The sequence below is a fragment of the Vibrio sp. 2304 genome (assembly GCF_033339475.1).
GTDB lineage: Bacteria > Pseudomonadota > Gammaproteobacteria > Enterobacterales > Vibrionaceae > Vibrio > Vibrio alginolyticus.
Map to the genome: position 1 here is coordinate 621,610 of NZ_JAWOUQ010000001.1, position 13,614 is coordinate 635,223.

Below are 13,614 nucleotides of genomic sequence, written 5' to 3' on the forward strand. Positions count from 1 at the left end.
GTGTGCGATTGGCCAATGCCTTTCATTGATATACAACCACCGTCGCAGCGTGGGTTTTCACAACAATAATAGGTTTTAGCATGAAAAATCTTTCAAAAATCGTAGTAGCGAGCTCTCTGCTGACATGTGCTGCTGCGCAAGCGGGCGGGTTATACCTTTACGAAACTACAGCATCGGATATTGGTTTGGCATCTGCAGGTATGGCGGCTCGTGCGCAAGATGCCTCAGTAATGGCAGCAAACCCGGCTGGTCTGGCGAATGTTTCTGGTAAATCTTTCTCTGGTAACCTGATTGGCCTTTACGGTGACGCGCAACTAGACACGATGACTGGCGATGCGGGCAACGTGATTGGTTTTGTTCCTATGGCGTCGGCATTTTACAGCCAACAAGTGAACGACAAATGGACGCTGGGTATTGGTCTGTATGGCAATTACGGCCTTGGCCTCGAGTACGAAGGTCTTTTGAATAATCATTTAGATATTCCTACAGCAACGACGCAAGCCTTGACCATTCAACCTTCCGCTTCTTACCGCATCAATGATCACTGGTCTGTGGGTGCGGCGCTTGGCATTCAGTACGGTATGTATGAAGTGGAAACAAAGGGAGCCCTGAACTTCAATGACGAAGACCAAGACACACAGGTTAACGGCCGAGTAGGTGTGCTTTATGAAGCAACAGCAGGCACGCGTCTTGGGTTGTCTTACTCTTCTGAAACCGAATTTGAATTCGACAATAGCAACTCCATTGCTCCACAACAACTGATCTTCAGTGCTTACCATGAAGTGAATGATGACCTAGCGGTGATGTGGAACGTGAACTGGCAAGACTGGAGCGAATACACAACCACGCTGAACGTAGAGACACAAGACACTTACCAAATCGCATTGGGTACTCAGTACAAACTGAATGAAAAAATGATGTGGAATGCAGGTTTTGCATTCGATACCAGCATGTATGAAAACCAATCAAACGGTGACATTACCGTTCCTACTGGCAAGGCGTACCGCATTGGTACAGGCATTGATTACAAATTGGATTCAGAAAACTCAATTGGTTTCGCGTTTGAAGCGATCTTGATGGAATCGTCAGAAACTCCACGCTTCCAAGCGGGCTTTGATGAGCCTGCGCTGTACTTCATGAGCATGGGCTACAACTGGAAAAACTAATCATTCCTAATCGCTAAAACGCCTTCCTTACAGGCCATTCTACCCTAACTACCTGCACTGGATGCTGTCACGCCATCTAAGGTAGTTAGGGCGCTTTTGTCACATCCAGTGAGTGATGATTCAAAAAATATCTGCGCAGCTAAGTGCGGGTATTCAACATCTCAAAGGACTAAAAAATGAAAAATAAACTAGCGTTAGTGTGTATAACTTTGTTGGTCAGTACGCTGGCTCATGGTGCCGAGCATCGAGTAAAAGACAATAAAAACAAGTTGGCGGATGACCCAACAAAAGTCATCACGAAATTTGGCGCGTCGTACGCAAACAACTACGATTTTGATGATCAAAACATCTCATTCTCGGGCTCACTTGCGCTTGACCAAGCGCGCAAAATTAACCTGCGTATCAATGATGATGCGAGCGAGTGGCGTATTGGTGGCTCGTGGTTGTTTCCGGTCGGTATCGTGAACTTCAACTTCGGTAAAAATGAATACGTAAACGGCGCGGATCAAACCAACTACAGCGTTGGTACCTTTATGCCGCTAAGTTATTTCGGGATTGAGCCAGCAGGCTTCCAAATTTTCCCAATGGCAGGCTATACGTACAACACTGGTGATGTTCCTGTTTGTGACGGTGCAGAAAGTAGCCACTGTAGCGAGCCTAACTTTACGGGTACGCCAAGTGCAGAGAATGGCTTCAATATGATTAGCTCTTCAGGCAGTAGCGGTTACGTTGGTGCATTTGCGCTGAAATCGTTTACCAAAGAGCTGACGTTAATCAGCTTCGCAGCAGGCACTTACGGCTCAGAAAACAGTGAAGGAGAGAACTACAAAGGCTTCTTTGGTGGTATTGGTCTTGGTTACCTCGTGAGCAAACGCCACTCTTTTAACGTAATGACGTTTGTCATGGACAACAACACCTATTTGGATGAAGCAGACAAGCGCATCGTATTATCATATCAATATCAATTTGAATAAATAAAAACGCAGCCCAAATAGCTGCGCTTTTACTTTGATAGAATGAACTAGTGAATTGAGTTGTTTTCTTCGATCTTTTTCTGGTATTGGTGTTTTAATATATACATGCGCTTAACATCGCTGTAAGCGCCGTTAATAAAGTATTCTTCTACAAGGTGACCTTCTTCGATAAAGCCGCATTTTTTGTATAAGTGAATAGCGACTTCGTTATCCACTGCGACTAATAAGTAGATTTTGCGTAGATTAAGAATTGAGAATGAGTAATCTAACGCACGATTAATCATCTCTGTCGCATAACCTCGGCCTTGATGCTCTGGGGCGATGATTATCTGAAATTCCGCGCTGCGGTGAATGTAGTTAATCTCGATCAGCTCAACTAAGCCAATTACGATGCCGTCTTCATCTTCGACGACAAAACGCCTTTCAGCGTCATCATGTATATGTTTTCGATAAAGTTCTTCGAGCTCGTCATAAGACTCGTAAGGTTCTTCGAACCAGTAGGCCATGATATTTCGGTTGTTATTCAGTTCATGAATAAAGCGCAAATCAGAACGCTCTAATGCACGCATTTTTAGGCCTTTCTTCATCATTTTTCTCCAATGAGGGCGGAGAATACCTCCGCACTTGATGCTAGAAAATATTACCGTATTTCACAAGAATAGCGCATCTTTTTTTGGAAAATATCCTGTGATTTTCAATGTGGAAACTTAGAGTTCACGACAAATATAAATTAATCTTTACGATAAAAAACTCGATTAGGTGCTTTGCCTAATATCGTATTAAATACCGCGCAACGACTTAGTGTCTTAATCTAAACAAACAAGGTATTCAATATGTTTTCAATCGGTGACGTAGTAGTAGCGACTAAAGGTATCGATCTTGGCGAAATGGTTGTTACAGGTTTAAGCAGTGGCGGTTTTTACACACATGTAAAAGCAGGCGAAAAAACACTAACTTACCCAGCTAAAGATCTTAAGAAAGCATAATTAAATTTGCTCATTCTTATTTTTAACTGGCTTAAAGTTCGTATTAGTTATTTTAAGCGGGTTAGAATCGATAAAAGGTAGCGCAATGAGTCGCTACCTTTTTTTATTTTTTCTACCTTTCTTCACCAATATGAAACTCAACGCGATTTCTTCCAGTTTCTTTTGCCTTGTAAAGTGCTAAGTCGGCGCGTTTAACTAATGGTTCAAATGAGTCGTCGAGACGACAGACTTGAGTTACCCCAATACTCGCGGTGAAGCTCATATCACAACCTGAATGTTGAACGGTCGTCGTTTCTAGTGCATTACGAATCGTTTCTAATGTGTCTAGAGCTTGCTGTGATGAGCGACTTCTTAATACGATGGCAAACTCTTCACCGCCAACTCTGGCAAGTAAGTCACAATCAAGTAGATGACTTTTAATAGTATTAACTGCATGGATCAGTGATTTATCGCCTGCGTCATGACCAAATCGGTCATTGAGGCTTTTAAAATTGTCGAGATCTAAAATAGCAACATGGAAGTCAATGCCCTGGGTTCGGTATTCATTTAGGCGGCTTTCGATTTGTCGCATGAACTCTCTGCGGTTTGGAATACCTGTTAGATCATCCGTCGTGGCGAGGTGTTCCATTTTCATAATCTGTATATGAAGGGCAATGTTTAAAGCAATCCAATTAGCGATGCACTGAAGCTGTGCCGCTTGTTCGTTTGTGTAAATGTGCGTTTGATGATGCGCAACATTAAGCGTTCCTAGGCAGACTTTACCGTGCATTAAAGGCGCGTCCATACACGTACCCATACCATTAGATGCGAGCATCACACAATCGATCTCATCAGATTGCGTAACATCGTCGCAGATCATCAGTTGTTGCTTTTTGAACACTCGGCCAACAAACGCTTGATGAATGGGCACTAAAAATTCAGCGGGAATCGCTTTACTACCAGAGAAAGAGTAGACCTTTAAATGATCATTGTTTTCATAAAGTGTGATACTCGCACGGTCAGAATTAAATATACGATTTATCCATTCTGCCACCGTATCAAGTACTTGCTGTAGTGTTTCCGATTGAGCTAAAAAGTGAACAAACCCTATCGGCATACATATCGGACTTTCCATGTTTTGCATCGATAAGTCATCAGGGTTAAAAGTTCTTTCAAGTCTCAATAGACATCTCCTTGGCAATGTTGCAAATACCAACAATAAATTACGTGAAGCTATTTTGTAGAAAATGCGCTTCTTGGTAAGAGTATGGTTTAATTATCGCCGTTTGTGTGCATTTGGTTGCTTAATGTGGGCGTTAACTCACCCTAAATAAGTAAATCTTATACCTATTTATAAGTAAGTCATTACTCAATAAGTGGTGTTTTTAAGATGGAAGTACAGAATGAGCCCTTCTGGAATAGAAGGGCTAGAAAAGGATACAAATAGGGTCAGGTGAGTGGTGACTTAATTGTCTTTGTACTTTTGTAAAATCAACTGACTTATCTGCGCAACGAGTTGGTCCCTAGCTTGAAGTGAGAGCTCGGTTTCTGTGACATAAATACTAATGTAAACAGGTCGATGATTTTCCTTCCATATAATCGCGTTAATGCCACGCGAACCATGACCTCCCGCACCAGAACGGTCTGCAATAGACCAACCTGTTGGTAATACAGAACGCATTAACGAGTCTGAAACTTTGTTGTCCTGCATCCAGATTTTTAATTGTACACGAGACTCATAAGACAACGTTTCGCCTTCGACCAAAGTTCGAAGAGTGTTTAGTATGGCGTTAGGTGTAGTTGTGTCGCGGCTGTCGCCTGGTGTGGCTTCGTTCAAGCGAGGTTCTATTCTGTCTAGGCGCGTTGCTTTATCTCCAATTGTTCGCAGAAACATTGTTACGGCCTTAGGGCCGCCAATTTCATTTAATACTAAGTTGGCTGCGGTATTATCACTCATTAACATAGCGGCTTCACACGCGTGCTCTATACGTGTGTTTTGGCCTGCGAGCTTATCCATCACTGGAGACCATACAACGATACTGCGCTCATCGACTTTTGCGGTCGCATTTTTACTTAGCTTACCGCTGTCCATATCACTTAACATTTTGGCACAAGCTAGGGTTTTGAATGTGCTCATGAGTGGGAAGCGTTCATCGCCACGGTAATCCCAACGCTCGTCTGCTTGGGTATCCCAAACTGACACCCCAATTCTGCTTGAGGTTTGTTGCTCGAGGAGAGAAATGTCCTCATTCAGTTGGGACGCGTAACTTAGGGTTGAGCAAACCATTAGCCCAGCCAACAAAAATAACTTTTTCATGGATCGTGTTCTTCAATTTTAGTTTTAGTTCGCACGGTAGCGATGTCACGTAAACTATAACGAGCCAATACTCTAAACACTGTTAAATCTATGTCTACTTTATGTAGGATTCTTTGCAATACGCTTAAACGGTCTCAATATGGGGAGAAGAGTGTTGCTATCAAGGCCTGTAGTTTGGCTTATATATTACGTCGGTGATTCGGTCACAAAAATATCTTAGCGTGAGACACTGGCTCAGAATTTCTTATCATGAGCTAACGAATAGTTTGATCCAGAAATAAAAGGAGCTGAATCATCAGCTCCTTTGTCTAGTTGGATAATTACTTACAGTTCAATCTTTTTAACCATGCCCGATTCTGCATGGCCTGGAATGTTGCACGCGAACTCAACCTTGTTGTCACCGTGGAAGTGCCACAGTAATTGCTTCGCTTTACCTGGTTCTACCGTAACTGCGTTGCCTGAGTCATGCATGTGATCACCGCTCATTGTCTTCATCATTTCGCGATGTTCTAACTGCTCTTTGGCAGAACCGATTGTGAACTCGTGGTTGATCTTACCGGTGTTCATCACAACAAACTGCACCACATCGTTTGGCTCAATCTTGACGTCTTTCTTGAACTTGATGGTCATGTCATCACCCAAGATTACGTGTACCACCTTGTCTGGCTTTGCCCCTTTCGCTGGCATACCTACTGCCGACATGCCCGGCATATCCATCATGTTTGAATGGTCCATTTTACTGTGGTCCATCTTCATGCTGCCGTGGTCCATGTTTTCATGCTTCATGTTGCCATGGTCCATGTTTGAATGATCCATTTGGGCAAACGCAGTCGTTGTTGTTAGGGCTAGAGCAAGAGTGATTAGTGTCTTTTTCATTTTTATATCCTTGTTTTAATTCATTAATAACTTGGTTGCTTCCCCTCAAACGGCATGTTTGAGAGGAAGGTAGGGATTAAGCCTTGTTGCCAGTTTGCGTGCTTGTTTGGCTCGGAGTTGAGTTGCTTGGGCGCAACTCACGTTGTTTCCACAGCTTGAAGATGGCTGGAAGCACTAACAGCGTCAGCAGCAGTGCCGATGCCATACCGCCAATCATTGGTGCAGCGATACGTTGCATCACTTCTGAGCCTGTCCCTTCGCCGTACATGATCGGAATTAGACCAATAATGACCGTCAGTACCGTCATCATTACTGGGCGAACACGCAGGCCCGCACCTTCACGAATGGCATCGGTTAGGTCTTTCGCCTCAAGCTTCTGTTGGCTCTCTTCCGCATCGAGTTTTTTGTAGTGCCATGCTTGGTTGAGGTAGACGAGCATGATGACCCCAATCTCAACCGCGACGCCTGCTAGGGCAATAAAGCCGACCCCAACGGCAATCGAGAAGTTGTAGTTGAGGATATGCATGAGCCATAAGCCACCGACCATAGCGAGCGGTAGCGTAAGCATGATGATCATTACTTCGCCGACACGACGGAAGCTGAAGTAAAGCAGCAGCATAATGATGGCGATGGTGATTGGTACCACGACACTCAAGCGGTCTTTCGCACGCTCCATGTATTCGTATTGACCAGACCAAGCCAGCGAGTAACCCGCAGGAAGTTCCAATTGATCAGCAACAACCTGTTGCGCTTCCACGACGTAAGAGCCAAGGTCACGACCATCGATGTCGACAAATACCCAGCCGTTTGGACGCGCGTTTTCCGTCTTGATCATCGGAGGGCCGTCTTCGTAACGAATGTCCGCTACATCAGCCAGCGCAATACGAGCACCATTTGGTGTCACTAACGGCAGGTTTTGCAGTTTAACCACTGAGTCGCGGTAGTCTTGTGGGTAACGAACGTTGATTGGGTAACGCTCCAAGCCTTCAATGGTTTCACCCACATTCATGCCGCCCACCGCGGTGGAGATCACCTGTTGAACGTCTTTGATGCTTAATCCATAACGCGCTGCGGCACGACGTTTAATGTCGATCGTGACATAACGACCACCTGCGACACGTTCTGCATAAACCGATGCTGTACCTTGTACGCCATTAAGAATTGGCTCCAGCTGAGAACCGATCTTCTCAATCACTTTCAGATCAGGGCCCGCGATTTTAATGCCGATAGGGGTTTTGATGCCCGTTGCCAGCATGTCGATACGCGTTTTGATAGGCATTACCCAAGCGTTAGTAAGACCAGGGAACTGAACCAGCTTGTCGAACTCTTTGCGTAGCGACTCGGTTGTTACGCCTTCACGCCATTGATCGCGTGGCTTCAACTGAATCACGGTTTCAATCATGGTGAGTGGCGCTGGATCGGTTGCGGTCTCAGCTCGCCCAATTTTGCCCCATACGGTTTTCACTTCTGGAACGGTTTTGATCAGCTTGTTGGTTTGTTGTAGAAGCTCACGTGCTTTACCAATAGAGATACCCGGATAGGTCGTTGGCATGTACATCAAGTCGCCTTCATCCAGCGGCGGGATGAACTCGCTACCCAGTTTACTGGTTGGGTAGTAAGCCGATGCCATTAGACCTAATGCGATAACAATCATGGTCTTAGGGTATTTTAAGCTGGTGTTCAACAGCGGGCGGTACAACGCGACCAAGCCACGGTTAACCGGGTTTTTGTGCTCCGGTAACACCTTACCGCGAATGAAGTAGCCCATAAGAACAGGGACGAGTGTGATTGCCAAACCTGCTGCCGCTGCCATGGCGTAAGTCTTAGTGAACGCAAGCGGCGAGAACATCTTGCCTTCTTGGCCTTCTAAGGCGAACACCGGTACGAAGCTAAGAGTAATGATCAGCAACGAGAAGAACAGCGGTGCGCCAACTTCTTCTGCGGCTTTGCCAATTACTTGCCAGCGGTTTTTGTCGGTCAGTGGCGTTCGTTCAATGTGCTTATGAACGTTTTCAATCATCACGATTGCACCATCCACCATGGCACCGATAGCAATCGCAATACCACCCAAAGACATGATGTTGGCGTTGATGCCTTGCCAATGCATTACGATAAACGCACTAAGAATACCGACCGGTAGGCTCAGAGCGATAACCAATGAAGAACGAATGTGGAACAAGAACAACGCACACATAATCGCGACGACGATGAACTCTTCTGCAAGCTTCTTCCAGAGGTTTTCTACCGCTGAATCGATAAGGGTAGAGCGATCGTAAGTTGCAACAATTTCCACACCTTCTGGCAGGCTGCGTTGTAGGTCTGCCAGTTTGTCTTTGACTTTCGCAATCACTTCACTGGCGTTTTCACCAAAGCGCATCACGATAACGCCACCGACCGCTTCACCTTCGCCATTCAGCTCTGAGATACCACGGCGCATTTGTGGGCCAAGGTTAATGTCTGCTATGTCTCCTAATAGCAACGGCGTGCCTTTCTCGGTGACTTTTAGCGGCAGTGATTTGATGTCTTCAATGCTGGTTAGGTAGCCCGTGGTACGAACCATGTGTTCGGCTTCGGCCACTTCGATAACGGACGCGCCGGTTTCTTGGTTACCGTTTTGGATTGCCATGTTCACTTGTTGCAGAGTGAGGTTGTAAGCACGCAGCTTGGCAGGATCAATCTGCACTTGATACTGCTTCACCATGCCGCCCACGGTAGCGACTTCAGAAACGCCATCCACGGTTTGTAATTCGTACTTCAAGAACCAGTCTTGCAGGCTGCGAAGATCGGCCAAATCATGCTTGCCGGTTTTGTCTTGTAATACGTAGCTGTAAACCCAGCCCACACCCGTTGCATCAGGACCTAGCGTTGGTTTTGCGTTCGGTGGCAGCTTTGGTGCTACTTGGCTTAAGTACTCCAACACGCGTGAACGTGCCCAGTACATGTCGGTATCATCGTTGAAAATGATATAAACGTAAGAGTCACCAAAGAAGGAGTAGCCACGAACTGTCTCAGCACCTGGCACGGCAAGCATGGCGGTGGTGAGTGGGTAAGTAACTTGATCCTCGACGACTTGAGGAGCTTGACCCGGATAGCTTGTCTTGATGATCACTTGCACATCAGAAAGATCCGGAATCGCATCAACAGGCGTATTCTTTACACTGTAAAGTCCGCCTAATATAAGGCCTAAAGTCGCGACCAACACTAGGAATCGGTTGCCCAGTGACCAACGAATAATAGCATTGATCATAATTAACCCTCGACGGCTGTTGTTGCAGGAACTAGCTGTTTAAGAACGTAGTCAGACCCTTGTTTTTCAACTAGAAATCGAACCTTTTGTCCTTCTTCAAAACCGGAAAAATCCACCTCTTCACCGACAGAGAAGTTCATCTCGCCCGCATCCCAGTTCCATTCTGCAACCGGTAGGTGGTTTAAGGTGATCATGCCAAAATCAGCCATCAGCATTGTGATGTCACCAGTCAGCCAAACTTCAGCTGCAATGACGCTGTTGTCTGCCTTATAGTCAACGATTTGGTACTGACCAGATTCTGTTTTCTGCATTTCAAATTCGATAGCCTGACCTTTTTTCAAGTCACCCATCTCAACGCCATCTGCGAAAGTGAAGTTCATTACCATGCCCGGCCAATCCCATTCTGGTACAGGTTGGTGGTTTATGGTCAGCATACGGTGATCTTTCATCACATCCGTGATCTCACCTTTGGCCCATGCCGTTTCTGCTGCCGCTTCTACACCATTGATGCGAGACAGATCCGCCGACTGGCTTGATTCAGAGTCGAGCATGAAGTGAGATGAAGTAACGATCTTATCGCCCTGTTTAAGTCCTTGTAATACTTCGATTTGTTCGCCAGCTTCGCGGCCAACTTCAATTCGAGCAGAACGGTATTTGCCATCACCTTCCGCCAGAACAACGCGAGTCATACCGCCAGAGCGGATAACAGATGATTTAGGAATCGTTAACACTGCGTCGTCAGTGACAGGCTGCAAGGCAATATTGGCGAACATGTTTGGCTTCAATGCGCCATCTGGGTTAGGGAATTTAAGACGCACACGCAACGTACGTGTTTTCTGATCGAGGATTGGGTACACGTAATCCACGACACCTTGCCATTCATTGCCCGGAATCGCGTCAAGGGTCATCGTGGCTTGAGAGCCCGCTTTCATCCAGTGTGCTTGACGCTCAAAGACTTCTGCATCAACCCAAACATTGTCCAAAGGACCTGCACTGATCACCGCTTGGGCAGGGGATAAATAGCCACCTTCACGCACGTTTAAGCTCGCGATAACACCATCAGCAGGCGCTTTAATTTCAATGGTTTGGGATGCTTTGCCACGACGAGTAATGGATTTGATTTGTGCACGGTCAACACCAAGCGTTACTAAGCGCTCGGTCGCCCCTTTCACTAGTCCTTTACGACCAGTACGGTAAGCATTCAGCAGTTCTTCCTGTGCCTTAACCAGTTCCGGAGAGTAGAGCGTGAAAAGCACATCGCCTTTCTTCACTTTCTCACCGACGGCATTGATGTAGAGTTTTTCTACCCAACCCGCCACACGAACGTTGGTTTGCCATAACAGACTTTCATCAAAGGCAATATAGCCAACCGTTTCGATGCGTGGTGATAGCTGTTGTAGTGTCGCGTTTGCGGTTTTAACCCCGAGGTTATTTTCTACTGAAGGGTCAATAGTCACTGTACCCGGTGCATCTTGTTCACCGGATAGGTCTTCTGCGTAAACCGGAATCAAATCCATGCCCATTGGGGACTTACCCGGCTTGTCGCGTTTGTAGTTCGGATCCATTGGGGCAACCCAGTAAAGCGGATCATTAGAGTTTGCAGCAGATTCGCCACCCATCGCACTCATGTCGTGAGCCGAGCCCGTAAGAAAATGATTAGCACCAAACCCTAAAGCACCACCAACAATCAGCGCGATGGTTGCAATTTTAAATGTTTTCATTGTTTTACCTTATTTTCCCCTTCACATTTGACGCTACAGCGTTGTTGCCTGCTCTCGTTCACCCAAATCACATAGCAGATCCCTTAGTTTGTTAGGGAAAGTGCTCATGGGATTCTCTCGTTTGCCGCCTAGCTGTAGCCTCAACTGTCTTGGGGAATCACAAATTAATATGTCGAAATAGAGCGAGCTTCTGGTGAAGCGACTTGGTAGTCGAAACCACCGAGTAGGGTGGCTAAATTGCTGTTTGCGATGTTGAGATCGGTCAGTAGACGTTGTTGCTCCAATTGCAGAGCCAACTCGTCAGTCGTGGCAGAAATCACATCGTTAAACTGCGCTGTGTTGTTTTGATAACCTCGCTCAACGGCTTGAATGCGCGCTTTCGCTTGAGGCAATAAGGTGAATTGATAACGTTCTAAACGCTGGGTTAAGTTGCCGCGATCAACCAGCAAAGTGTTCACCTTGGCATTCATCTGCGTCAGTAAGGTGTCCTTTTGTGATTGTGCCGCGCCAACTTGGTATTGAGCGGCCGCGAGATTGCGATCTTGGCGGTCACCCGTAAACAACGGAATGTCCATGGTTAGGTAAGCGCTGACCAAATCGGAGGCAGGTTCACCCATCATGTTGTCGGCTTGGCGGTAGGCGTACATTACTTCGACGCCAAACTGCGGGTTGTAGGCTTGCTCAGCAATCTCCACCTGAGTTTTATTGGCAGAAATGCTGACATCGGCCATCTTAACCATCGGGTGTTGGCTGAGTTGCTGATAATGCTTGGTGGAACCCTGACTGGCAGCAAGTTTGCTGTTCAGTGTGTCCCAATTAAGTTGATTGCTCGCGTGCAGAGCCTCTTCGTTTGCCAACCAATCTGACCCCAACCATTCGGAGAGTTGAGAGATAAGACGACGTTGCATTTGTGCATTGGCTTGCAGTTTCTCATCCAACTTGCTGACTTGAAGTTGGGCATTGAGCAGATCTTGCGCTTCACTCTTGCCAATCGAATAGTTGGTTTGAATATAGCTTTCCATCTCCTTCATCAACTTGCGATTCTCAAGCAAGATTTGCTCAGCGCGTTGCTGGTACCCAAGTTCTAACCAAAGTTGAGTCATGCTGTTGGCTACCTCAAGCTCACGAGCATGCACTTGAAGCCCAAGGCCGTCGGCTTGTTGATTGGCTTTCTTCTGCTGTAAATCAAGCGTAGAGCCACGCTCAAACTGTTGCATTAAACCAACGGAGATGTTGGTCATTGGGTCTTCATCGAATTTGAAGCTGTCGACAGGCAAGCCACCAAAACCCACTTTCAGTTTTGGGTCCATCAAGGTCGCGCTCGCGACGCCCGTTTCACGCATGGCAGCAGATTGCGCTGAGTATTGCATACGATTGCCATCGTTACTCAAAGCGACGTTGATCAGTTGGGCAAGCTTGGTCGTTGAAGCTCGCTCACTTGATGTGGAATTTTGTGCTGCGTGCGTCTCTTTACCAGCGGCGTTAACCAAGGTTGGCGCAGCGACCAGAGCCACCATAAAAATAGGTGCAGCTAAGCGGTATGGTTTGATATCCATAATCTAAATCCAGTGTTCGCCGGATCGATGGAGGTGCGGATTTTATTGCGGGAACAGTAAAGCCTTGTTACCTCATCGCTCAGGCGCATTAAAACAACCTGCGATACACGTGCAGGGTCGAATGCTAGGACGGATTTAGGCTATAGGAGGTCGGTACAGGTCGCGGCTGACGTGTACGACTGGGGAAGCAACTTCAGGAGTAATAGTTGCGCGATAGACGACGGGCATCGGGCTATTGACAGGATTCGGTAGGGGGACGAAAACTATCGTACACGCGGCAGTACAGCAGGTATGAACCATGCCGGAGCCTCCACCACAGTTCATGCTGGTTTCTCTTGCATCGCCATCTTCGGACATAGAACCGTCAGTCATGGAGACGTCCATCATGCCAGGCATACCGCAGTGTTCGCTGTCACTCATCATAGAAGGATGGTGAGCCATGCCAGTAGACATCATTTGAATATTCATCAACGGTTCACTGTTCACCACACTAGATACCAATAGTACTAGCGTCGTGAAGAGAGTTAACCAGATTGTATGCAGCGATTTTAAGTGCATACCCTTTCCCATGTGTTTGATGAAAATGATGAAAACCCTTCGATTCTAAAGGTTAACCTAAGGGTAAGGTCAATCATTTATTACTCTTATTATCAAAATAGTCCACCCCTTCAGTTTTCGCACTTTCGAGGGAGTAAAACGTTTGTTAAACACCGAGTGTTGAAAGTTAGCGAAAGAAACCCTCGCTTTTTATGACACGTGAAAAATGTGGTTTATAAGTTTTACATCACACTA

General features: G+C 46.3%; 11 protein-coding genes. 3 read left to right on the top strand and 8 right to left on the bottom strand.

Annotated elements, in window-relative coordinates; genetic code table 11:
- Nucleotides 1-80 precede the first annotated feature (80 nt).
- On the top strand, nucleotides 81-1,166 hold the full coding sequence (locus R7P64_RS02875) for an OmpP1/FadL family transporter (RefSeq protein ID WP_262646045.1): 1,086 nt from the start codon (nucleotides 81-83) through the stop codon (nucleotides 1,164-1,166).
- 176 nt (nucleotides 1,167-1,342) lie between these two features.
- Nucleotides 1,343-2,140 (top strand): hypothetical protein, encoded by a 798-nt coding sequence (locus tag R7P64_RS02880; RefSeq protein WP_318118392.1) that lies wholly within the window; start codon nucleotides 1,343-1,345, stop codon nucleotides 2,138-2,140.
- Between the two features lie 47 nt (nucleotides 2,141-2,187).
- Here the strand turns inward: R7P64_RS02880 and speG are convergent, their stop codons facing one another.
- Nucleotides 2,188-2,727 (bottom strand): spermidine N1-acetyltransferase, encoded by a 540-nt coding sequence (gene speG, locus R7P64_RS02885; RefSeq protein WP_005375417.1) that lies wholly within the window; start codon nucleotides 2,725-2,727, stop codon nucleotides 2,188-2,190.
- A 246-nt stretch (nucleotides 2,728-2,973) separates the two neighbouring features.
- Between speG and R7P64_RS02890 the strand changes: the two genes are divergently transcribed.
- On the top strand, nucleotides 2,974-3,126 hold the full coding sequence (locus tag R7P64_RS02890) for a hypothetical protein (protein WP_005375418.1): 153 nt from the start codon (nucleotides 2,974-2,976) through the stop codon (nucleotides 3,124-3,126).
- Nucleotides 3,127-3,238: 112 nt separating this feature from the next.
- Here the strand turns inward: R7P64_RS02890 and R7P64_RS02895 are convergent, their stop codons facing one another.
- The 7 genes from R7P64_RS02895 to R7P64_RS02925 form a co-directional block, all read right to left on the bottom strand.
- Nucleotides 3,239-4,288, bottom strand: a complete 1,050-nt coding sequence (locus R7P64_RS02895; RefSeq protein WP_053303796.1) for a sensor domain-containing diguanylate cyclase — start codon at nucleotides 4,286-4,288, stop codon at nucleotides 3,239-3,241.
- 282 nt (nucleotides 4,289-4,570) lie between these two features.
- Nucleotides 4,571-5,422 carry a carbenicillin-hydrolyzing class A beta-lactamase CARB-42 gene (locus R7P64_RS02900; protein WP_005375420.1) on the bottom strand — a complete coding sequence of 284 codons (852 nt, stop codon included), beginning with the start codon at nucleotides 5,420-5,422 and terminating at the stop codon, nucleotides 4,571-4,573.
- Between the two features lie 324 nt (nucleotides 5,423-5,746).
- A complete protein-coding gene (gene copI, locus R7P64_RS02905; protein ID WP_053307858.1) occupies nucleotides 5,747-6,298 on the bottom strand; it encodes a copper-resistant cuproprotein CopI in 552 nt (183 codons plus the stop codon).
- 76 nt (nucleotides 6,299-6,374) lie between these two features.
- Nucleotides 6,375-9,545 carry an efflux RND transporter permease subunit gene (locus R7P64_RS02910; protein ID WP_318118394.1) on the bottom strand — a complete coding sequence of 1,057 codons (3,171 nt, stop codon included), beginning with the start codon at nucleotides 9,543-9,545 and terminating at the stop codon, nucleotides 6,375-6,377.
- Between the two features lie 2 nt (nucleotides 9,546-9,547).
- Nucleotides 9,548-11,266 carry an efflux RND transporter periplasmic adaptor subunit gene (locus tag R7P64_RS02915; RefSeq protein ID WP_318118395.1) on the bottom strand — a complete coding sequence of 573 codons (1,719 nt, stop codon included), beginning with the start codon at nucleotides 11,264-11,266 and terminating at the stop codon, nucleotides 9,548-9,550.
- Between the two features lie 164 nt (nucleotides 11,267-11,430).
- On the bottom strand, nucleotides 11,431-12,822 hold the full coding sequence (locus R7P64_RS02920) for a TolC family protein (RefSeq protein WP_318118396.1): 1,392 nt from the start codon (nucleotides 12,820-12,822) through the stop codon (nucleotides 11,431-11,433).
- Between the two features lie 135 nt (nucleotides 12,823-12,957).
- Complete coding sequence (locus R7P64_RS02925; RefSeq protein WP_248486209.1) at nucleotides 12,958-13,380, bottom strand: hypothetical protein; 423 nt, start codon at nucleotides 13,378-13,380, stop codon at nucleotides 12,958-12,960.
- Nucleotides 13,381-13,614 lie beyond the last annotated feature (234 nt).

Excerpts from the sequence above, each read along its gene's own strand:
- R7P64_RS02910 (WP_318118394.1), bottom strand. The coding sequence starts at position 9,545 with ATGATCAATGCTATTATTCGTTGGTCACTGGGCAACCGATTCCTAGTG.
- R7P64_RS02925 (WP_248486209.1), bottom strand. The coding sequence starts at position 13,380 with ATGCACTTAAAATCGCTGCATACAATCTGGTTAACTCTCTTCACGACG.
- speG (WP_005375417.1), bottom strand. The coding sequence starts at position 2,727 with ATGAAGAAAGGCCTAAAAATGCGTGCATTAGAGCGTTCTGATTTGCGC.
- R7P64_RS02880 (WP_318118392.1), top strand. The coding sequence starts at position 1,343 with ATGAAAAATAAACTAGCGTTAGTGTGTATAACTTTGTTGGTCAGTACG.
- R7P64_RS02915 (WP_318118395.1), bottom strand. The coding sequence starts at position 11,266 with ATGAAAACATTTAAAATTGCAACCATCGCGCTGATTGTTGGTGGTGCT.
- copI (WP_053307858.1), bottom strand. The coding sequence starts at position 6,298 with ATGAAAAAGACACTAATCACTCTTGCTCTAGCCCTAACAACAACGACT.
- R7P64_RS02875 (WP_262646045.1), top strand. The coding sequence starts at position 81 with ATGAAAAATCTTTCAAAAATCGTAGTAGCGAGCTCTCTGCTGACATGT.
- R7P64_RS02920 (WP_318118396.1), bottom strand. The coding sequence starts at position 12,822 with ATGGATATCAAACCATACCGCTTAGCTGCACCTATTTTTATGGTGGCT.
- R7P64_RS02900 (WP_005375420.1), bottom strand. The coding sequence starts at position 5,422 with ATGAAAAAGTTATTTTTGTTGGCTGGGCTAATGGTTTGCTCAACCCTA.
- R7P64_RS02890 (WP_005375418.1), top strand. The coding sequence starts at position 2,974 with ATGTTTTCAATCGGTGACGTAGTAGTAGCGACTAAAGGTATCGATCTT.